Raw genomic sequence first — 19,052 nt, 5'->3', positions numbered from 1 at the left:
ACCGCGGACGGCGCGGCGGCGGGCGCCCGATCCCGTTTCCCCTCAGAGAGTGACGCCGACCGTGACCGGCTCGTTGACCAGCGTGACGCCGAAGGCGTCCCGCACCCCGGCGACGATCTCGCGGGCCAACGACAGCAGGTCCTCCGTGGTCGCGGAACCCCGGTTGGTGAGCGCGAGCGTGTGCTTGCCGGAGATCCGAGCGGGACCGCGGCCGTAGCCCTTGGAGAACCCGGCCTTGTCGATCAACCACGCGGCGGACGTCTTGGTGCGCCCTTCCCCCGCCGGGTAGGCCGGGGGCGCCGCGGCGTCGCCGAGCCTGGCACGCGCGCGAGCACACACGGCGGCGAACCGCTCGTCGGTGAGAATCGGGTTGGTGAAGAAGGACCCCGCCGACCAAGTGTCGTGGTCCTCCGGATCGAGCACCATGCCCTTGCCCGCCCGCAGCTTCAGCACCGCGTCGCGGGCGGCGGCGAGGGAGACGCGCTCTCCCGTCTCGACCCCGAGCGCGCGGGCCGTCTCGGCGTAGCGGATCGGGCCGGAGAGCCCGCCCGCCTCCTCCAGACGGAACCGGACGCGGAGCACCACGTACCGTCCGGGCCGGTCCTTGAAGCGGCTGTGGCGATAGGAGAAGGCACAGTCCGCGTTGCCGAGGACGACGGTCTCGCCCTCGACCCGGTCGTAGGCGATCACCTCGGTGATCGTGGAGGCGACCTCCTGACCGTAGGCGCCCACGTTCTGGATCGGGGTCGCGCCGGCGGAGCCGGGAATGCCGGCCAGGCACTCGATGCCGGCCAGCCCCGCCTGGACGGTGCGCGACACGGCGTCCGCCCACACCTCGCCCGCCGCCAACTCCAGCCGGGTGCCGTCGATGTCGAGGCCCCGGGTGGCGATGTGCAAGGCGGTGCCCTCGAAACCCCGGTCGGCGACGACCAGATTGGACCCACCGCCGATGATCAGCAACGGGGTTCCTGCGGCGTCGGCCTCCCGGACGGCGTCGACGGCCTCCGCGTCGGAGGCGGCCGTGACCAGGCGGGTCGCCGGACCGCCGAGGCGGAGCGTGGTCAGGGGGGCGAGCGGGGCGTGGTGGAGTTCCTGCACGGGCCCAGCCTACGAGACCGCGCCGCGGCCCCGGCGCGTCCCCGCCTCCTCGCCTCGGGCCACCGGCCGAACAGGCCGCCGGGGGGCGGCATGGTCGACCCGCACGCTCAGGCCGGCCGGACGACCGCGCGCGACATGCCGAGCACCTTCTGCCCGGCGCTGGTCGCCGTCAGATCGACCCGGACGGTGCCGTCCCCCCGGATTTCCGCCACCCTGCCGGTCACCTCGATCAGGGCGCCGCGCTCGTCGTCGGGCACCACGACGGGCCGGGTGAAGCGGACACCGTACTCGACGACCGAACCGGGGTCGCCCGTCCAGTCCGTGACGACCCGGATCGCCTGGGCCATGGTGAACATGCCGTGCGCGATGACGTCCGGCAGGCCCACCTCCCGGGCGAACCTCTCGTTCCAGTGGATCGGATTGAAGTCGCCGGAGGCCCCCGCGTAGCGCACCAGCGTCGCGCGGCTCACGGGGAAGCTCCGAGCGGGCAGTTCCGTGCCGACCTCGATGTCGGCCAGGGAGATCTTCGCGGTCATCGGAACGTTCACGCCTCCTCGGCGGCGCGGGCCACCAGCTTGGTCCAGGCGGTCACGACGTGCTCGCCTGCCTCGTCGAACACCTCGCCGCGGACGGACAGGACGTCGTTGCCGGCCAGCGACTTGATCGATTCGATGGTGGACGTGACCGTGAGGCGGTCCCCGGCGCGTACCGGGCGCGAGTAGGCGAACTTCTGGTCGCCGTGTACGACCCGGCTGTAGTCGAGGCCGAGCCCCGGATCCTCGACGACCCGCCCCGCCGCCTTGAAGGTGATGGCGAAGACGAAGGTCGGCGGAGCGATCACGTCCTGGTGGCCGAGCGCCTTGGCCGCTTCCGTGTCCGTGTACACGGGGTCGGCGTCCCCCAGGGCCTCCGCGAACTCGCGGATCTTCTCGCGGCCCACCTCGTAGGGTTCGGTCGGCGGGTAGGCCCGCCCCACGAAGGACTGGTCGAGCGCCATCTGCGCATACCTCCTGCTGGTCTGCTGCTGCCTGCCGCCCCACGGCCCCGGCGGGGCGTCGGACCACCGCCCCGCCCATCGGGGGGGGGACGGCCCGCCAACGACGTGAGGCCGCCCCCGGTCACGGGGACGGCCTCACGTGCGAGCCTGATTTATCGCGTCTCGCGGTGCGCGGTGTGCGCCTTGCAACGCGGGCAGTGCTTCTTCATCTCAAGACGGTCCGGGTTGTTGCGCCGGTTCTTCTTGGTGATGTAGTTCCGCTCCTTGCACTCCACGCAGGCCAGCGTGATCTTCGGGCGGACGTCGGTGGCAGCCACGTGAGTGCTCCTTGACGAACAGATGGGCTTAATTAACGCAAGAAGAGTAGCCGATCGAAGGACCGACCCCGCAATCGGCTACTGACAGTAGCGGTGACCGGACTTGAACCGGTGACACAGCGATTATGAGCCGCTTGCTCTACCGACTGAGCTACACCGCTGCGATGCGATCAGGCCCCGTCTCACGACGGGGGCCTGCCACACCAGAGCCCCAAAACGGAATCGAACCGTTGACCTTCTCCTTACCATGGAGACGCTCTGCCGACTGAGCTATTGGGGCGAGCGATGAAGACATTACACGCTCCGCGGCCGTTCGCCCAAATCCGTTGGAAGGCCCCACGCTCCCCGTCCGACGACCCCGCCGACGGGCTCCGGCCCGCCGAACGCGCCCCGCGCGCCGCACCGGTCGGCCGCTTCGCCGACACCTCCGCGTCACCTCTCGGCCGCCTTCGCGGACCGCGGACCGCGCCGATACGACTATTGCCCTCCTCCCCGTCGCCGGCCGGACACCGCCCTAGGCTCGACCCACTCCGCGTGATCTCGCGTCCCGGCGGCGGCGGAGCCCCAAGCCTCGGCACGGCCGAGAGCCCGGAGGAGCCCGATGCCCGACAGTCACCCGCGGCCACCCGAGCCCGCCTCCGCGCGGGGCGACACCCGCTGCTGCCTCTTGCTGGCCGGTGCCCGCCTCGCCGACGGTCGGACCGTGGACGTACGGGTGCACGGTCCCCGCATCGAGGCGGTCGGCACGACGGGCAGCCTGGGGGGAGCGGACGCGGCGGGGGACTGCGTCCGCGTCGACCTCGCGGGATACCTCCTCCTCCCCGCACCGGCGGAGCCGCACGCCCACGCCGACACCGCCCTCACGGCCGACACCGAGGGCCCCGTCTCCGACGACCCCCCAGAGGTGCAGCGCCGGGCGACCGAGGCGGCGTTGTTGCACCTGGGACACGGTTCGACCGCGCTGCGCGCGCACGTCCGCGTGGGCCCCACGCACGGGCTGGAGGCGCTGGGGGCCGTCCTGCGCGCACGAAGGGCGCTGCGCGGACTGGCCGAACTCACCCCGGTCGCCATGCCCAGGGTGTTGACCGGCCTGGCCGGCGCCGAGGGCCTGGCGATGTTGCGGGACGCCGTCAGGATGGGGGCGGGCGTGGTGGGCGGCTGCCCCGACCTCGACCCGGATCCCACCGGTTACGTGGAGGCCGTGCTGGAGGTCGCGTCCGAGCACGGCTGCGCCGTGGACCTGCACACCGACGCCGCGGACCCGACCCGGCTCGCGCGTCTGGCCGGCATGGCCGGCGGGCTCCGCTCCCGGGTCACCCTCGGCCCGTGCGGCGGCCTCGGCGCCCTCCCCACCGACGTCGCCGGCAGGGCGGCGGACCGGCTGGCGGCGTCCGGGGTCTCCGTGGTGTGTCTCCCACAGGGCGGGTGCGCGTCGACACGGGACCGGGGGGCGACCGCACCGGTGCGACTGCTGCGGGCGGCCGGGGTGCGGGTCGCCGCGGGCAGCGGCGCGCTGAGGGACGCCGCCAACCCGGTGGGGCGAGGAGACCCGCTGGAGGCGGCGTTCCTGCTGGCCTCACGCCAGGCACTCGGCCCCGAGGACGCCTACGCCACGGTGAGCACCCGGGCCCGGACCGTGATGGGTCTGCCGGAGGTGCGTGTGGAGGCGGGATTCCCCGCCGAACTGCTCGCGGTCCGGGGTGACGGCTTGGCGGGCGCGCTCTCCCTCGCCTACAGCCGGATCGTGGTGCACCGGGGGCGTGTGGTGGCCCGAACGAGCGCGGTGCGGGAGTACGGGGACGGTTCCGGAGGCGCGGACATGGGACTGCCCCGCCAGGGCCGGGGCGAGGCGCACTGACCCTCGACGGAGTCGCCACGGGGCGGCGGGGAAAGGGATCTCGACGCGCGAGGGGCACGCCGGCGGTGACCGCGTGCGCGGCGCGCCGGGAGGCTTCGGAGCAGGGCTCGGGGCGGGCCCGCTCCGGACGGCCCGGCGGGAGCCACCGGATCCCCGGGCACCGCCGGACAGCGTCGGCCGCGATCGACACGCCGGCCCCATGCGGCGTTCGCCCCGGTCGGGGCGTACGGTCGAAGACATGCGCACTGTCATCGCCGGAGGTCATGGTCAGATCGCTCTGCGGCTGGAGAGGCTGCTCTCCACGCGCGGGGACGAGGTCGCGGGCATCATCCGCAGACCCGAACAGGCGGAGGACCTGCGGGCGGCGGGCGCCGAACCGGTGGTGCTCGACCTGGAGTCGTCGTCGGTCGAGGACATCGCCGAGCGATTGCGGGGTGCGGACGCTGCGGTCTTCGCGGCGGGCGCGGGCCCCGACAGTGGCACCGCACGCAAGGACACGGTGGACAAGGCGGCGGCGGTGTTGTTCGCCGACGCGGCCGTCCAGGCCGGCGTACGGCGCTTCGTGATCGTGTCCTCCATGGGCGCCGACCCCCGGCACCCGGGAGACGGCGTCTTCGACGTGTATCTCCGCGCCAAGGGCGAGGCCGACGCGCACGTGCGCGCGTTGGACGCGTTGGACTGGACCGTCCTGCGGCCAGGTCAGTTGACGGACGACGCGGGCACGGGACTGGTCCGCCTGGAGGCACACACCGGGCGGGGGCCCGTCACCCGGGACGACGTGGCGGCGGTCCTCGCCGAGCTGGTGGACACCCCCGCGACGGCGGGTCTGACCCTGGAACTGGTCAACGGGTCCGTCCCCGTCTCGGTGGCCGTGCGGGCGGTCGCGGGCAACTGACCGTCACCGGCCGTGGCGGGCTCTCGGTCGGGCCGGTCACGCCGTTCGCGGAGCGAAGGCGGGCCACGGCACAACCCCCTCAGGCCCCGACGACCACGGTCGACGCGCCGACCCAGCGATCGAGCCGGGCCAACACCTCCTCGGCGGGGGGAGACCAGCCGAAGCAGGCACTCAGGACGTGCATCGCCAGGCGTGGCGGCACCGCGTTCCCGATCTGTTGGCCCACGTCGCGACCGGACCACGGATAGTCGGAGGGAAACGTCTGGAGCCGCCCCGCCTCGGCGGGACTGAAACGCTCCAGTTCCTCGCCGTCGAGCGAGACCACCCGATTACGGAAGATCTTCCCGGTGACCGTCGCGGCCGGGTGCGAGGAGGACCGGCGTCCCCGTTGCCGCGGGTCGCCTCCCGTGCCGTAGTTCGAGACGACCTCGAAGGGCCCTCCCCGGTCGACCACTTCCCCCATGGAGCGCCAGGGCCTCGGCCCGGCCTCCCCGGCCTGACGCGGCGCTCCCTTGCGGTAGGCCCGGTGGGTGGGTTCGGGCAACCTCAGCGCGTGCCGCCCCCTGCGCGCGACGAGCACCGCCCTGCGACGCGTCTGCGGGACGCCGTAGGCCTCCGCCGTCACGACGCCGTGGGCGACCGAGTAGCCCTCCCGACGCAGCACGCGGGCGTACGCCTCCCAGACCGGGAGCACGGCCGGGACCTGCTCCAGAACGATCGACTCGTACGGCTTCCGACGCGCGTCGAGGGCTTCGAGGATCCAGCGGAGCGGTTCGAGTACCAGCCCGGTGCGCTCGTCGTCCAAGCGACCGAGATCACCGGTGATCGCCTCGCGGTCGTCGCGGGCAGTCATCCGCTCGACGAACCGCAGAACCTCCTCCAGCGCCTTTCGGCCCGCTCCGTTGCCCGCGACGGTGAACGTCTGGCAGGGCGGCCCCCCGGCCAGCACGTCCGCGTCCGGGAAGTCGGCGGGCCCATAGCGCCGCACGTCCCCCTCGATCGTGGCGAGCCCGGCGGCACGACGGGTCCGACACGCGTCGGGGTCCCATTCGAGGCCGACGGAGGGCACACCGAGCGTCTCGGCGGCCACGTCCACCCCTCCGGGGCCGGCGAACAAGTCGACGATCTTGGCTGGCTGCACACGATCTCCAGAACGTCGGGACTGATGATCCGAACCACCCAGGGGCGACAAGCGGCGCTTGACGCCGAGACCGGCAGCGCCGCCACTCCAAAGGCGTCCATCACGAAAGAAGCCCCTCCGACCAGGACTTTCGTCCGACCGGAGGGGCTCCCTCTCAGCGTGGCGGCGCCAGGATTCGAACCTGGGAAGGCTGAGCCGGCAGATTTACAGTCCGCGCGATGATGGTGTCGTGACCTTTGGCGTTGCTCCGTGCGGCATCCCACTGCCCCACACGTGCCCCACGGGACATGGAACCCCTCCTGGTAGCGACTCGTAAAGTCTTGTGATCATCGCTCGAACTGTGCGCGGCGCACTCGATGCTATAGGACCGCCGTACGCGCCGTCGGAGCCGACGGCGCGTACGGCACGCGGTCGGCGCGGATCACCGCGCGGCCCCTCCCTCTTCCCACTGGCAGAACGCCACGGCGGCGTCGTCCCCGGACTTGTAGCGCGGCCAACGGCGACCAGTGGGATCCGTGGCTTCCGCCTTCCGCACTTCTGCGATCAACCGCTCCGGACCACCCGCGCGAAGTATGGCGAAGACCTCCTCCCAGGTGGCCACGGCATACTCGGTGACCAGGCGTGACGCGCCATCGGAGAGAACCGCCGCCGCTCTCACGTCCTTGATCTCGGCGCTGCCGACCACTGCGTGTTCGGCAGCCTCCGCGTCGCCGGCGGCAACCCAGTAGCCGGACGCCGTGTTGCGTGTGTCGCGCTGCGCACTCACGAACCGACGCAAGGCTTCCCGATGCTCCGGGGTGTCCGTCTCGAACTGCTCCACCTCTGCCCTCAGGTCGGGCAGCACCTCGTCTACTCGCAGGTCGGTGAGAACGGTGACGCTGTCGCTGTGGTCCAACACGATCGGAGAGTCCGCCAAGACCAGATGTTCGAGAAGACCCTCACGCTCACGGAGGAGCGCAACGGTCGCGGAGGGAGTCCCGGGGTTCCTCAAGTCGCATTCCGGGTGGAGCGCGGCTACTCGCTCCAGTGCGCTCCCCAACCCCTCTGCGAGCGCGACATGAGGGTCGGCGAGAGCCGCGACGATCTGACTGCCGAGACACCGCACATACCAGGGCACACCGTGGCGACAGCCGGTGTCCAGACCTGCCGTGCTGAGGCCATCCAGGACGATGGCAAGAGTCGGTGTGCAAGCCACCCAATCTTCGTTGGGGGCGGCTCCACCGGGCTGGGTGTCGATGGCGACGCGCATACTCAGCCTTCGTGTCGGTACAGAGGGGTGATCCGTCGACTCTCCCGCACTTCGAGCGTTTCCGGGTCGTAGCGGCATGAGACCAGGGCGGAGAAGCGACGCGTACGAACCTCGCGGTACAGCTCTGCCAGGTTGTTCTCCAGGAAGTGGACGACTCCGCTCGCACCGATGGCGTGGATGCCCGCGATGTAGAGGAAGGTGCCCTTTCCGTCCAACCGAGGAAGCCGCCCCAAGTAGCCGATGTCACCGGCCGACCCGTCCTCGTCCTGCGGCGAACGGAACTCCCGTCCGGCCACCTGGTCGACGAGGTGCCAGGCTCGATCCTTCGCGAATCGAAGGTTGTCGTCCCCTTCGAGCACCTGCGCGACAAGCGGCGACAGGCGGGGCCCGCAAATGACGACGTGGTTGTCCCTGTTCAGGTTCACGATGCCGGAGGGCGGGATCACCTCGTAGCGAGCCTCCAGCTTCATGCCGCCGAGGAAGGTCCGCAGACGCTCGAAGTTGTTGAGGTCCTCTCGCGTGACCACCTCACTGGGGTGCTGATCGGGAGACTTCCCCGCCTCGTACTTCCCACCGAGTGAAACCGTGACCAGATCCGTGCCGAAGAAGGCACGTTCCGGCGGGGGGCCGGCGGATGCCAGCTGGCCCACGCGCCCGCGGCTGACCCCGAGGCGCTTCGCGATCTCGGCTTGTGTCATGCCCGCCGCCTGGGCCTCCTCGATCGCCTCCCGCCGGACACGGGACAGCTCGTTCACGTGGCTCTGATACCGCGCCATCAAGTCGATCGCGGCCCGTGCCCGGTCAACGGGGTCCACGATCCCCGAGACCTCTCTCATGTCGTTCTGCACGACTCTCCCAACATCGCCTAGGGGGGATAGCAACTCTACCGCGAGAGGGACTTGCATTGAACGCCTCACATGCCTACCGTACCTATCGAAGCAGAGGGCAACCCCCCCTAAGCAGAGGTGGATCTCTTCTTTAGCTCCATCCGCATGCCGTCGCCCGGAGGAAAGCTCCAGCTCAACTGGCGCGAGTACGAAGGAAGCGCAGGTTGCTTGAGAACTGAATAGGTGGGCCCCGTCTCCCCGAGTTGAAAAGACGGACCGCGCGGCGAGGCCGCGCCCGATCTCTCCGCAGCTCAGCACTGCGGCCGGTTGCCTCCCTCGCCCGTCGCGAACGGGCGGGGTCGAGGGGAGCCGGATGTACCGACTCCGACGGCGAGCGGCTCCCGGGGTGCCTCCCGGGAGCCACGAGGGCCGTTCCTGTGCGAGAGGAAGACCCGATGAGTCACATCGTGACTGTTCAGGACGCTGTTACGGCGTTCGCCGATTTCATGGAGCCGACAGCCGTCGAGCTGGAGGCGATCGAGTGGGAGATGCCCGTCATCCTGGCGGACGTCGGCCTGTTGGACGCGTACATCGTCTTGTTGGACCAGGTGCCGGCCGAGGTGGACGAGCGTCGTCTGCGCCGGGCCCGGCGTCGTGCGCTGGCCGACCGCGTGGCCGGCGCCCCCCGCGTTGTGGGGGGTGCCGCGTGAGCGCCGGGAAGTCGACCCCGCCCCCGCCGCCGGCGGCCGGTCCGTCCGGGTGGGTGGCGGTCGTGATCGCTGTGGGTGTGGTGGCGGCGGTGGCGGGGAGCGTGGCCACGTGGGTGACCGGTCGCCGCGAGGTGTTCATGACGGTCGCGGCGGTGGGATTCGCTCTCCAGCTCGCCGGGTGGATGGCCCACGGTCGCCGCCAGGGGGGTGAGTCGTGAGGGTCCCGTCAGCCTCGCCGGTCGATGCGTGTGCCGGCTTCCTCGTGTCCGACACCGCCCGCCCCGTGGCGGGCGTTCATCGGGGTGATCGTGGTGGTGAACAGGGCAGGGCCGTGTTCACCGAAGGCCGCCCGGTGTTCACGAGCGCCTGTCGTCTCCCGGTCACCGACCGGTGTGCTCCAGACGCCGTGCCACCGGTAGGAGGTGGGGTGTGAACGCTGTTCAGACGCGTTCGGCCGAACGCGCCCTGTCGGGCGGGACGTGGCTCATCGTGTGCGGGGCCATGCTCTACTCCATCCTCACGGTCACCCCCCTGATGGCCGCGCACACCGCCGACGGGTGGGACTGGACCGCGCCGATCCTCCCGGTGGTGGTGGACGCCGCCGTGGTCATCGTGGTGAAACTCGACGATGTCTTGGCCCGCCTGGGTGGGCACGGCGGACGGTGGCCCATCGTGTTGCGGTGGATGACCGGGCTGATGACCCTCGCCCTGAACACCGCCGACTCCGCGTTGCAGAAGGACATGGTCGGCGTGGCCGTCCACTCCGTGGCTCCCCTGCTGCTCATCGTCACAGCAGAGACCAGCCTCGCCTACCGGCGCGCCATCCCCCGCGCCGTCAGCGCCCTGGAGGCCACGCAGAAAGCCGAGCGCGAGGAGCGGGAGCGGGCGGCCCGTGAGCGCGCCGAGCGGGCCCGCACCGAGGCTCGTGAGGAGCGCGAGCACGCGGAGCGGCTGGCGCGTGAACAGCGCGACCACGAAGCGAGCCTGGCCCGCGAACAGGCCGAGCGGGAAGAGCGGCAGCGGCGTGAGGAGCGTGAAGCCCGTGAGCGCTCGGAGGCTGCCGAGCGGGAGGCTCGTGAACGCCGTGACCGCGAAGATGAACAGCGCGAACGCGAGCGGCTGACGCGTGAACGCCAGGCCCGCGAGCGCGCCGAAGCGGAACAGCGCGAGCGCGCTCAGAAGGCGGAGCGTGAACGCTGTGAACGAGCAGAGCGTGCCGAGCGTGAGCGCGCCGAACTCCTGAGCCGGGGCCCGGCTGAGAGCAAGCTGCCCGAGGGTGAGGCGCGCGCGATCGTGGCCACCGCGTTCACGGCGGGGCTGTCGGTGCGCCAGGCGGCAGAGCTGTGCGGCTGGTCGGTCGGCTGGGTGTCTTCCCGCTATGTCGAGCATCGCGCCCCAGCGGCGGGCGGGGCTGAGCTGGCTATGGCGAGCCGTTGACGGCCACCGTCCCGGTCCATCGGTGGTGGCTGGCGCCTGACGGGGTTGGCCACGGCCGCGCTCCATCGCCTCGCCCTCGCCGTTCTCCCCGCCCGTACGGCTGCCTGACCAGCCCGAACCCTTCGAGGAGTAGCCAACCGATGCGCAACGCCGATATCCGCCGCTTGGACCGCGAGATCCAGACGGCCACGAAGAAGCTGGAAGCGGTACGCCGGGGCGAGTGGTGGCCGCTGAACGGCAGTGAGCGCCGGGCCATCGCCCGCTCGCTGGCCGTGGGCGGCTACAAGGTCGTCCGGGGCCGTGGCGCGGGCCGTGAGGAGCAGCGCATGGACGCCACCGGTGACAGCGCCGAGTTGCGGCTGAACGCGGAGCTGAGCGCCCTGCACGGCGAGCGTCAGCGTCTGCTCACCCAGGCCGCCCGCGACAAGGCCAAGCGCAAGGCGTCCGGCTGGTTCTGACCAGCCGTTTCCGTACCGGGGTGGCCGCTCTTTCCACGGACCCGGCCACCCCGGCTCTCCCTCGTCTCCCACCCCCGCCGGGGGCAGTCAGGAGCAGTCCCAGCATGTCCGAGAACGTCGTTCACCTCCACAAGCCCACCGACCCCCCGACCCACGACACGGCCCCCACCATGCTCACGGTCGTACCGGACACGCCGCCCGTGCCGCCCGTGCCGCCCGTGCGGGCGGTGCCGCTGTGGGTGCGCTCCGGCCGCGTCATCAAGACCGGCGTCACCCACGACAAGACCCGCGCCGCGGCCCGGGCGGCGGCCCGGCACAGCCTCTACACCCTCAACGGTTCCCGGATCGTGGCCCGCCGTGCGTGGGATGGCCGTACCGGGTCCCGCTACGAGCGGATGATCCGGGCGGCGGAAGCCGCGGGCAACCTCGAAGCCGCCGAGGAGTGGGAGGAGCGGTTGCAGCGCTTCCGCGCCGCCCGCCATCACCGCCGCATGGACCTCCTGCACTCCCCGACCGACGCGGCCAAGAGCGCCGCCGTCGGCGCGGGCATGAGCATCGGGACCCTGATCGCCCTCGGCGTCGTCATGGCCATCAACACCGGTCAGGTCGGGGACGTCATCACGCCGCTGTCGGCAACGGTCGACTTCATCGCCCTGCTGATCCGCATCGTGCGGGTTGTATGGGGTCCGGCACTCACGATCGGCCCGTTCCTCGCCCTGCTCGCGCTGTGGTCGGTCGGTCGCAAGCAGCAGGCCGCCCCCGCGTGGGCACTCCCGGCGAGAGTCCGGGGCAGCGAGGGTGAGCCGATCACCCCGTCCATCGTGGTCAAGGCGCTCCGGGACCTCGGTATCTCCCCGCTCAAGACCGCGATCAAGGAGATGGGCGACGCCGGCGCGTCGATGCTCGGCCCGATCCGGATCGCCGGATGCGGTGTCGAGGTCGACGTGACGCTTCCCTCCGGGGTTGCCACCAACGAGGTGCAGAAGCGGCGCAGGAAGCTCGCCGAGAACCTGACCCGGCACGAACACGAGGTGTTCATCACGATCCCCGAGGCGGCGCGGACGGTGCGGTTGTGGATCGCGGACTCGGGTGCGCTGGACGAGCCGATCGGCCCGTCTCCGCTGGTCACCGACGAGACGATGACCGCGAACTACGAGACCGGCAAGGCCCCGTGGGGTCAAGACCTGCGCGGGGACGCGGCGGAGCTGAGCGTGTATCAGCGTCACCTGTTGGTCACGGGGCTGTCCAACCAGGGCAAGACCGCCGCGCTGCGGGCGCTCGCGCTGTGGCTGGCGCTGGACCGCACGGTGCAGTTCTGGATCGCCGACCTCAAGGGCATCGGGGACTGGGCCATGTTCGACGGCGTCGCGCAGATCCTGATCGAGGGCCCCTCCGACGACCACGTGATCCAGGCGACCGAGATGGTAGAGGACGCGGTCGAGGAGATGAACCGGCGGATCGAGGAGCGCCGGCAAGACCCGACCGTGGTGTTCGAGCCGCTGATCGTGGTGGTGGACGAAGCACAGTTGGCGTTCATGTGCCCCGTCGTCGGCGAGGACAAGCGGCCCTACGGCGGCGCCAAGGCCACCTCGCGGTACTTCATGGCCGTGCGTAAGCTCCACAACCAGGGCCGCGCCGTGGACGTGCTGATGTGGCAGGGCACGCAGGACCCCACCGATCAGAACCTTCCCAAGCTGGTCCGTGAGGGCGCCCACACCCGCGCCTCCCTCGTGGTCGGCACCGAATCCCAGTCCCGCATGGCGCTGGGGGACAAGGCCGTCAACGGCGGCGCCGCCCCGCACCTACTCCGCCAGGGCCTGGACAAGGGCACCCTCGTGGTCGCCTCCGACGGAATCACGATCCCCGCCGGTCAGGCGTCCATCACCGTGCGCACCCACTTCATCGACGACGAGCCGGCCGCCGAGATCGCGGAGCGCGCCAAGATGCTGCGCGACGGCGCCACGACCCTGCGCGTGGTCGACCGGAGCGAGGAGCGTGACGCGCTCGCCGACGTGGCGGCCGTCATCGGCGAGGCGGCTCGGCTGCGGACCAACGAGGTGCTCAAGCGGCTGCACTCGCTGGCCCCGAAGGTCTACGGCGACCAGTGGACCAACGACCGGCTCAAGAGCCTGTTGGAGGAGCACGGCGAGGAGCCGAAGAAGTCGCACGGCGTCATGGTCGTCCACCGCGATCACGTCCTGCGGGCGCTCGCCAACCGCGACGCGGACGGTTCCGCTTCCGCTGCCGAGTAGCGGGGAGGCAAGACGGTCCGGCCCGGGGAGGCGGGGAGAACTCCCCAACACCCTCCCCGGGCCGCCTCCCCCGCGTTGATCAGCGAAAACACCGTTTCGGGGAGGCGGGGAGCCTGCCGGCTCAGACCCCCCGAACACCCTTCCGCACGGCACTCCGAAGGGGGTGCCCCTGCCTCCCCCACCGAGTACCGGAAGGGATTCCGCATGTACCCCGAACAGGCTCCGCACGTGCCCGCACAGCGGGCCGTAGGAGTCCACCAGCCGACCCCGCTCCCGCCCACCGTGCCCGTCGCGGCGCCGGTCGTGCCAGTGCAGCCGGGCGCGGTCCCGGCGGTGGCGAGCATCGTCCTGCCGGACGGCCGCGTCGTCACCGGCTACGCCATCAACCCCGTCCAGCCCGAACCGGTCGCCGCGAAACCGCCCGTCTCGCGGGCCGCGGTGAACATCGCGCTCGGGGGGGTCGGATTCGCCGCCGTGTGCGGCGGACTGCTGATGCTCACCACGTTCATCGCCGCACTCACCGCGTTCATCACCCAGCTCATCACGCTCGCCGCCGTGATTTTCGGCGGATGGATCGCCGTCCAGGTCTTCAGCGCACACGGCCACGGCAAGAGCGCGACCACGGTCAACATCCGCCGGGCCGTCATCAAACGCAACCACTTCCACATCTGACAGGAGCACGCCATGGACCACCCCCAGAGCCCGGTAGCGCTGGCCGACCAGGCCGCCGAAGCCGTCCGCGCCATCAACCACACCACCCGCACGCTCGGAGAGGGCTGGAAGTACCCCAGCGACGCCTACAGCCTGATCGGGAGGCTCGCGCAACTGTCGCGCATGCTGCCGCAGGCCATCACCCAGGCGCTCCAGCCCGTGACCGACGCGCACCAGGCCGGGCGGCTCACCGTGGACGGCGGCAAGGGCCCCGACCAGGCCGCATCCTCCGCCGTCCAGATGGCGCGCGTCGCGATCGGCCGCGCTCAGCGACTCGCCGAAGCCCTCGACCAGGTCCACTCCGCCCTCGGCCCGCTCGGCTACGACACCAGCGAAGACGAGGACGAGTTCGCCGACTGCCCCCAGTGCGCGGCAGAGGACGACGACGGCGAGGTCTACCCGCACTGCTGCGGGTGCGGCGCCGACGGCAGCGGTGAACGCCCCGACTGCACCTGCGCCTAGCTGTGCCCGGGGCGGGCGCCTCTCAGCACAAGACCGCGCCCGCCCCGGCTTCTCCCATCACTCCAAGAGAGCAGGAGATACCCCAGCATGACCCATCCCGCGCTGATCCGGCGAGACCATCTCAGCACCGCCCTGCGTCTGGCGGTCGACGGCGTGCCCGTCCTGCCGCTGCGCCGGGGCAAGGTGCCCTTCGCCAACTGCCCGGCCTGCCTGTACACCGCGTGTGGCGGCCGGCCGAACATGAAAACCCCGGGCCCCTGCACCTGCCCGTACCCGTGTCACGGCTGGGCCGCCGCGACCACCGACCCGGCCGTCATCGAGTCCCCCCAGTGGGCCTGGGCATGGCGTGAGGCGGCGGCGGTCGCCTACCACCCGGGCGGCGCGGGCCTGACCGTCGTCGACCTCGACCACGCCGACGCCATGGCCTGGGCCCAAGCGACCCTGCCTGCCACCCGCACCGTGCCGACGACGCGCGGCGAGCACTGGATCTATGAGGGCGTCATGACCTCCGCCAACGGCGTGCGCGACGGCGTCGACATCAAGTCGACGATGGCCTACGCCCGCTGGCGTGGCCCCGGTACCGGCACCCTCACCGCGTTGCCGGACACGGTGCGGGCACTGATCGTGAGGTCGCCCACCGTCTACCAGGCCCCGTGCATCGACGCGCTGCCCACACCAGCCGTGGGCGCCTGTCCTCACCGCACGCCCGCCTATCTGGAACGTGGCATCGCCATGGCCGTGGAGCGCATCAACGGGGCGTCCAGCGCGGTGCACGCGACCGTGTACGCCACGTTCCTCGCCGTGCTCTCCACGCACGGCCGGTGCGGCTGCCTCACCGAGAACCACACGACGCGGTTGTTCGCCGCCGCGCAGGCCAAGGGCGAGAGCCCCCGGCACTGCACGGACGCGTGGACCAACGCCCGCACCAGGCTGGGACTGTGACCATGCCCGAGGACGACAAGACTCCCGCCCGCGAGGTCATCGCCGAATACGCCCAAGAGCGGTTCCGGTACTTCCGCACCGCCGACGGCACCGTGTACGCGCAGAAGAACGGCCATCCCGTCGCCCGCCCCATCCGCTCCCAGGGCACCACAGGGAGCCATCGCCAAGACCTCATGGTCGGCCTGTTCAAGGACGGCATCGGCGTGTTCAACGGAACCGCACTCAAGGAGGCGCTGGACTTGATCGAGGCACTCGCACTCACCGAGACCACCCAGAACGTGCACATCCGCGTAGCCCCCGGCGTCGACGGCGCCACGTGGCTGGACCTCGGCCGCGGCGACGGCCAGTCCGTGCGCATCCACCCCACCGGATGGGACATCGCCGTCCCCGACCCGCGTGAGGTGTGCTGGCGGCGCACCCAGCTCACCGGTGAACTGCCCCTGCCGGCCGCGGACACCGACGGCAAGGGCATCGACCTGCTGTTCCGGCTGTGCAACTTCGTCAACGCCGAGACCGAATGCCTGGCCATGGCGTGGTTGGTCGGCTGCCTGGACCCAGGCAGCCCCGTCCCCGCCCCGTTCCTGACCGGGCCGCAGGGCGCGGGCAAGTCGACGGCCGGGCGGATGCTCATCCGCGTCGTCGAGGGCATGAGCAGCGACCTGCGCCGCGCCCCCAAGGACGAGGAGAACCTGATCGCGGCCGTCGCCGCCGGGTGGGTCACCGCCCTGGACAACCTCTCCCACATGACCCCGGACCTGTCCGACGCCATGTGCTGCATCGTCACCGGGGCCGAGTCCGTCAAACGGGCCCTGTTCACCGACGGCGACGTTTACCGCGCCCGCTACCGCCGCCCACTCCTGCTCACCGGCATCGACGTCGGCGTCATCCGCCCCGACCTCGCCGAACGCCTCCTACCGCTCCGGCTCGAACGCCCCCGCGTGCGGCGTACCGAGGCGGAGCTGTGGGCGGAGTACGCGCAGGTCCTGCCCGTCGTGCTCGGGTCGCTGCTGGACCTGACGGTCAAGGTCCGCGCCGCGTCGGCGCAGACGCCGACGGATCTGCGGATGGCGGACTTCGCGCACCTGTGCGCGCAGCTCGACGCCGCGATGGGTCTGGGGGCGCTGCCCGCCTACCGGGCCGGACTCGACGACCTCAACGACGACGTCATCGAGGGCGACCTCCTGGCGCAGACCGTGCTTCGCTACGCGGCCGACATGCGGCCCGGGGAGCAACAGCGGATGACCTCCGCCGAGTGGCTGCACCTGCTGACGCGGCTCTACAGCGGCGAGGACTGCCGCCCGCTCCCGAAGGGCTGGCCGACCACCGGCAAAGTCCTCTCAGACCGCCTCAAGCGCCTGCAACCCACCCTCGCCGCGCGCGGCCTGAACGTCGACTGGGGACGCACCAAGACGGCCCGCTACATCGAACTCACCGAACCCACACCCACACCCGGCCCGCGGCAGGGCGCCGCGTTCTGACCCTAGGCCACCGCACAACAGCAAGAAGAGCACCCGGCGCATCCCGCCCGTGCTCCTCTTGCTCTTCGGTGCGTAGCACCCTGCCCAGGACGCGCCGCGAAGCGGCTCCTTCTTCATGTCCTGAGCGCACAACAGAAACCACCCCCCCTTCTTTTCCTAAGTAGGAAGACTCTGCGTCACCTGCGTCACCGCCGACGGAAAACGGCCCCCGACCAGCGGAAAGGGAGGTGACGCAGAAGCCAACGGCTGCGTCATCGTGCGTCATCCGCGTCACCCACCGGTGACGCGGATGACGCGGCGGTGACACACCCCACCCGCGCTCCGTCACCGATAGCCGCAGGTCAAGAGCCCGAATGACGCAGGTGACGCGATGACGCAGAAATCCGAACCTCGGACACACACGCACCCCAGCACAGCACCTGCAATCCCCATGAGGAGTGACATGTCCCGCCCGCAGATGCTCAAGCTCCCCGAAGTCCTCACCGAGATCGGCATGAGCCGCGCCGCCTTCTACCGCATGCGAGCCCGCGGACAGGCCCCGCGACTCGTGAAGCTGCCCAACGGTCACCTGCGGATCCGCCGCAGTGACCTGGACGACTGGCTCGGCAACCTGGACTCGCCCGCCTACTGATCCCACCGATTCACCCCCCGCCACCTAAGGGGCCCGGTTCTGGCCGGGCCCCTTCCACAGGAAGGCCCCCGATGGGGAAGACGTACGACGTCCGTATCTGGTCCGTCCGCCAGCGGAAGGACCGTGGTCAGAGTTCCGCAGAGCTGCGCTGGAAAACGGGAGGGACTCCGCACTCTCAGACCTTCCGGACGAAGACGCTGGCCGAAGGCCGACGCGCCGAGTTGCTGCGGGCCGCTCACGCCGGGGAGCCGTTCGACGAGTCGACCGGGGTGCCGGTCTCAGAACTCCGGAAGCGCAACGACGTGAGCTGGTATCAGCACGCACGCGAGTACATCGAGATGAAGTGGCAGCACTCCCCCGGCTCGACGCGCCGGACTCTCGCGGAAGCCATGGCCACAGTGACACCAGCGCTCGTCACGAGCACCAAGGGAATGGCCGACGCCAAGACCGTGCGGACGGCTCTCTACAGTTGGGCATTCAACATGAGCCGTCGTGATCGGGAACTCCCGGACGACGTCGCCGCTGTACTGGCGTGGTTCGAGCGGAAGTCGCTGCCCACGTCCGCCTTGGCCGACCGGATGCATGTACGCACCGCTCTGGACTCCCTGACCAAGAAGCTGGACGGCACCACGGCGTCCGCGTCGACCATCCGGCGGAAGCGTGCCATCTTCCACAACTCCCTCGGCTACGCCGTCGACGCCGGGCGCCTAGCAGACAACCCCCTGCCCCAAGTGCAGTGGAAGGCTCCGGAGCAGGTAGCCGAAGAGCTGGACCCCGCCTCAGTGCCAGACCCTCGGCAGGCTCTCGCGCTGCTCGACGCCGTGCGCACGCAGAGCCCCCGCGGGCGGCGCCTGGTCGCGTTCTTCGGGTGCATGTACTACGCAGCGGCGCGGCCGGCTGAGGTCATCGGTCTCCGAATCCAAGACTGCGACCTACCGCGCCGAGGGTGGGGCATGTTGCGGCTCCGGGAGACTCGCCCGCGCTCCGGAGCGGCCTGGACGGACAGCGGCGAGGCGCACGACCGCAGGGGGCTCAAGCACCGGCCCCGAAAGGCCATCCGTACCGTTCCGATTCCGCCCGACCTGGTGAACCTGCTCCGGTGGCACATCACCGCGTACGGCATGGCTCCCGACGGGCGGTTGTTTCGAACGCAACGTGGTGGGCTCATCCAGGACACCGGATACGGCGAGGTGTGGGCGGAAGCCCGCACGCGCGCCCTCACTCCCACTCAGTACGCGTCGTCGTTGGCCAAGCGTCCATATGACCTACGTCACGCTGCCGTCTCCACGTGGCTCAGCTCCGGCGTGGAACCGCAGGAAGTGGCGGCGCGCGCCGGCCACAGCGTGGCCGTGCTGTTCCGGGTCTACGCCAAGTGCCTGCACGGCGGTGCCGCAACGGCCAACGCTCGGATCGAGCAGGCGCTGAGGAACCGCGACCAGGGCGCCGGCGGCGCCCCACACCCGCCCCACACGGACTGGTCAGCACCCGAATCAGGGTGAGACAGACCGGGAAATAGCACCTGTTTCGACCATTCCGCCCTCGCGAACGACGATAGGGTCTGTGACCAGCATTACTGCTGGTCACAGACC

The 19,052-nt window shown here is 71.0% G+C and carries 20 protein-coding genes and 3 tRNA genes; 13 read left to right on the top strand and 10 right to left on the bottom strand.

All coding sequences use genetic code 11. The features are described from left to right. Window positions 1-42: 42 nt before the first annotated feature. From JEK78_RS13565 to JEK78_RS13540, 6 genes are all read right to left on the bottom strand, one after another. Window positions 43-1,098 (bottom strand): UDP-N-acetylmuramate dehydrogenase, encoded by a 1,056-nt coding sequence (locus JEK78_RS13565; RefSeq protein ID WP_200258832.1) that lies wholly within the window; start codon window positions 1,096-1,098, stop codon window positions 43-45. Window positions 1,099-1,205: 107 nt separating this feature from the next. Next, complete coding sequence (locus JEK78_RS13560; RefSeq protein WP_200264154.1) at window positions 1,206-1,634, bottom strand: MaoC family dehydratase; 429 nt, start codon at window positions 1,632-1,634, stop codon at window positions 1,206-1,208. An 8-nt stretch (window positions 1,635-1,642) separates the two neighbouring features. Beyond that, window positions 1,643-2,095, bottom strand: coding sequence for a MaoC family dehydratase N-terminal domain-containing protein (locus tag JEK78_RS13555; protein WP_200258830.1), 453 nt, complete (start codon window positions 2,093-2,095; stop codon window positions 1,643-1,645). Window positions 2,096-2,247: 152 nt separating this feature from the next. After that, window positions 2,248-2,412: a 50S ribosomal protein L33 gene (gene rpmG / locus JEK78_RS13550; RefSeq protein WP_006347275.1), complete on the bottom strand. Its 165-nt coding sequence runs from the start codon at window positions 2,410-2,412 to the stop codon at window positions 2,248-2,250. 88 nt (window positions 2,413-2,500) lie between these two features. Continuing rightward, a tRNA-Met gene (locus tag JEK78_RS13545) sits at window positions 2,501-2,573 on the bottom strand. Window positions 2,574-2,619: 46 nt separating this feature from the next. After that, window positions 2,620-2,692, bottom strand: a tRNA-Thr gene (locus JEK78_RS13540). Between the two features lie 321 nt (window positions 2,693-3,013). Here JEK78_RS13540 and JEK78_RS13535 point away from each other — a divergent pair. Together JEK78_RS13535 and JEK78_RS13530 are read left to right on the top strand one after the other, a co-directional pair. Further along, window positions 3,014-4,270 (top strand): hydrolase, encoded by a 1,257-nt coding sequence (locus tag JEK78_RS13535; protein WP_200258828.1) that lies wholly within the window; start codon window positions 3,014-3,016, stop codon window positions 4,268-4,270. A 238-nt stretch (window positions 4,271-4,508) separates the two neighbouring features. Continuing rightward, window positions 4,509-5,165: an NAD(P)H-binding protein gene (locus tag JEK78_RS13530; RefSeq protein WP_200258826.1), complete on the top strand. Its 657-nt coding sequence runs from the start codon at window positions 4,509-4,511 to the stop codon at window positions 5,163-5,165. A 79-nt stretch (window positions 5,166-5,244) separates the two neighbouring features. On the opposite strand, the gene JEK78_RS13525 is transcribed toward JEK78_RS13530, so the two are convergent. The 4 genes from JEK78_RS13525 to JEK78_RS13510 all read right to left on the bottom strand — a co-directional run bounded on the left by JEK78_RS13525 (window position 5,245) and on the right by JEK78_RS13510 (window position 8,403). Next, a complete protein-coding gene (locus JEK78_RS13525) occupies window positions 5,245-6,306 on the bottom strand; it encodes a DNA cytosine methyltransferase (RefSeq protein ID WP_200258824.1) in 1,062 nt (353 codons plus the stop codon). A 160-nt stretch (window positions 6,307-6,466) separates the two neighbouring features. Beyond that, window positions 6,467-6,573: transfer RNA gene (locus JEK78_RS13520), tRNA-OTHER, on the bottom strand. Between the two features lie 154 nt (window positions 6,574-6,727). Next, the gene (locus JEK78_RS13515) at window positions 6,728-7,555 is read right to left on the bottom strand and encodes a hypothetical protein (RefSeq protein WP_242483067.1); all 828 of its coding nucleotides are present in this window, start codon (window positions 7,553-7,555) and stop codon (window positions 6,728-6,730) included. A 2-nt stretch (window positions 7,556-7,557) separates the two neighbouring features. Continuing rightward, complete coding sequence (locus tag JEK78_RS13510) at window positions 7,558-8,403, bottom strand: sigma-70 region 4 domain-containing protein (protein WP_200258821.1); 846 nt, start codon at window positions 8,401-8,403, stop codon at window positions 7,558-7,560. 434 nt (window positions 8,404-8,837) lie between these two features. Here JEK78_RS13510 and JEK78_RS13505 point away from each other — a divergent pair, with 434 nt between their 5' ends. The 11 genes from JEK78_RS13505 (at window position 8,838) to JEK78_RS13455 (ending at window position 18,962) form a co-directional block, all read left to right on the top strand. Next, entirely contained in the window at window positions 8,838-9,092 is a 255-nt protein-coding gene (locus tag JEK78_RS13505; protein ID WP_200258818.1) for a DUF6284 family protein, read from the top strand. Between the two features lie 62 nt (window positions 9,093-9,154). After that, on the top strand, window positions 9,155-9,310 hold the full coding sequence (locus JEK78_RS13500) for a hypothetical protein (protein WP_200258815.1): 156 nt from the start codon (window positions 9,155-9,157) through the stop codon (window positions 9,308-9,310). Window positions 9,311-9,521: 211 nt separating this feature from the next. After that, on the top strand, window positions 9,522-10,529 hold the full coding sequence (locus JEK78_RS13495) for a DUF2637 domain-containing protein (protein ID WP_200258812.1): 1,008 nt from the start codon (window positions 9,522-9,524) through the stop codon (window positions 10,527-10,529). 140 nt (window positions 10,530-10,669) lie between these two features. After that, window positions 10,670-10,987, top strand: coding sequence for a hypothetical protein (locus JEK78_RS13490; protein WP_200258809.1), 318 nt, complete (start codon window positions 10,670-10,672; stop codon window positions 10,985-10,987). Between the two features lie 104 nt (window positions 10,988-11,091). Beyond that, window positions 11,092-13,239: an FtsK/SpoIIIE domain-containing protein gene (locus JEK78_RS13485; protein ID WP_200258806.1), complete on the top strand. Its 2,148-nt coding sequence runs from the start codon at window positions 11,092-11,094 to the stop codon at window positions 13,237-13,239. 204 nt (window positions 13,240-13,443) lie between these two features. Further along, window positions 13,444-13,911: a hypothetical protein gene (locus tag JEK78_RS13480; RefSeq protein ID WP_200258803.1), complete on the top strand. Its 468-nt coding sequence runs from the start codon at window positions 13,444-13,446 to the stop codon at window positions 13,909-13,911. A 12-nt stretch (window positions 13,912-13,923) separates the two neighbouring features. Then, on the top strand, window positions 13,924-14,412 hold the full coding sequence (locus JEK78_RS13475; protein WP_200258800.1) for a hypothetical protein: 489 nt from the start codon (window positions 13,924-13,926) through the stop codon (window positions 14,410-14,412). A gap of 87 nt (window positions 14,413-14,499) precedes the next feature. Further along, the gene (locus tag JEK78_RS13470) at window positions 14,500-15,354 is read left to right on the top strand and encodes a bifunctional DNA primase/polymerase (RefSeq protein WP_200258797.1); all 855 of its coding nucleotides are present in this window, start codon (window positions 14,500-14,502) and stop codon (window positions 15,352-15,354) included. Window positions 15,355-15,356: 2 nt separating this feature from the next. Next, entirely contained in the window at window positions 15,357-16,832 is a 1,476-nt protein-coding gene (locus JEK78_RS13465; protein ID WP_200264152.1) for an ATP-binding protein, read from the top strand. 442 nt (window positions 16,833-17,274) lie between these two features. Further along, on the top strand, window positions 17,275-17,463 hold the full coding sequence (locus JEK78_RS13460; RefSeq protein WP_200258795.1) for a helix-turn-helix domain-containing protein: 189 nt from the start codon (window positions 17,275-17,277) through the stop codon (window positions 17,461-17,463). 71 nt (window positions 17,464-17,534) lie between these two features. After that, the gene (locus tag JEK78_RS13455; RefSeq protein ID WP_242483066.1) at window positions 17,535-18,962 is read left to right on the top strand and encodes a tyrosine-type recombinase/integrase; all 1,428 of its coding nucleotides are present in this window, start codon (window positions 17,535-17,537) and stop codon (window positions 18,960-18,962) included. Window positions 18,963-19,052 lie beyond the last annotated feature (90 nt).

It is taken from the genome of Streptomyces sp. HSG2 (assembly GCF_016598575.1).
Classification (GTDB): domain Bacteria; phylum Actinomycetota; class Actinomycetes; order Streptomycetales; family Streptomycetaceae; genus Streptomyces.
This window is presented reverse-complemented; position numbering and strand designations above follow the sequence as displayed.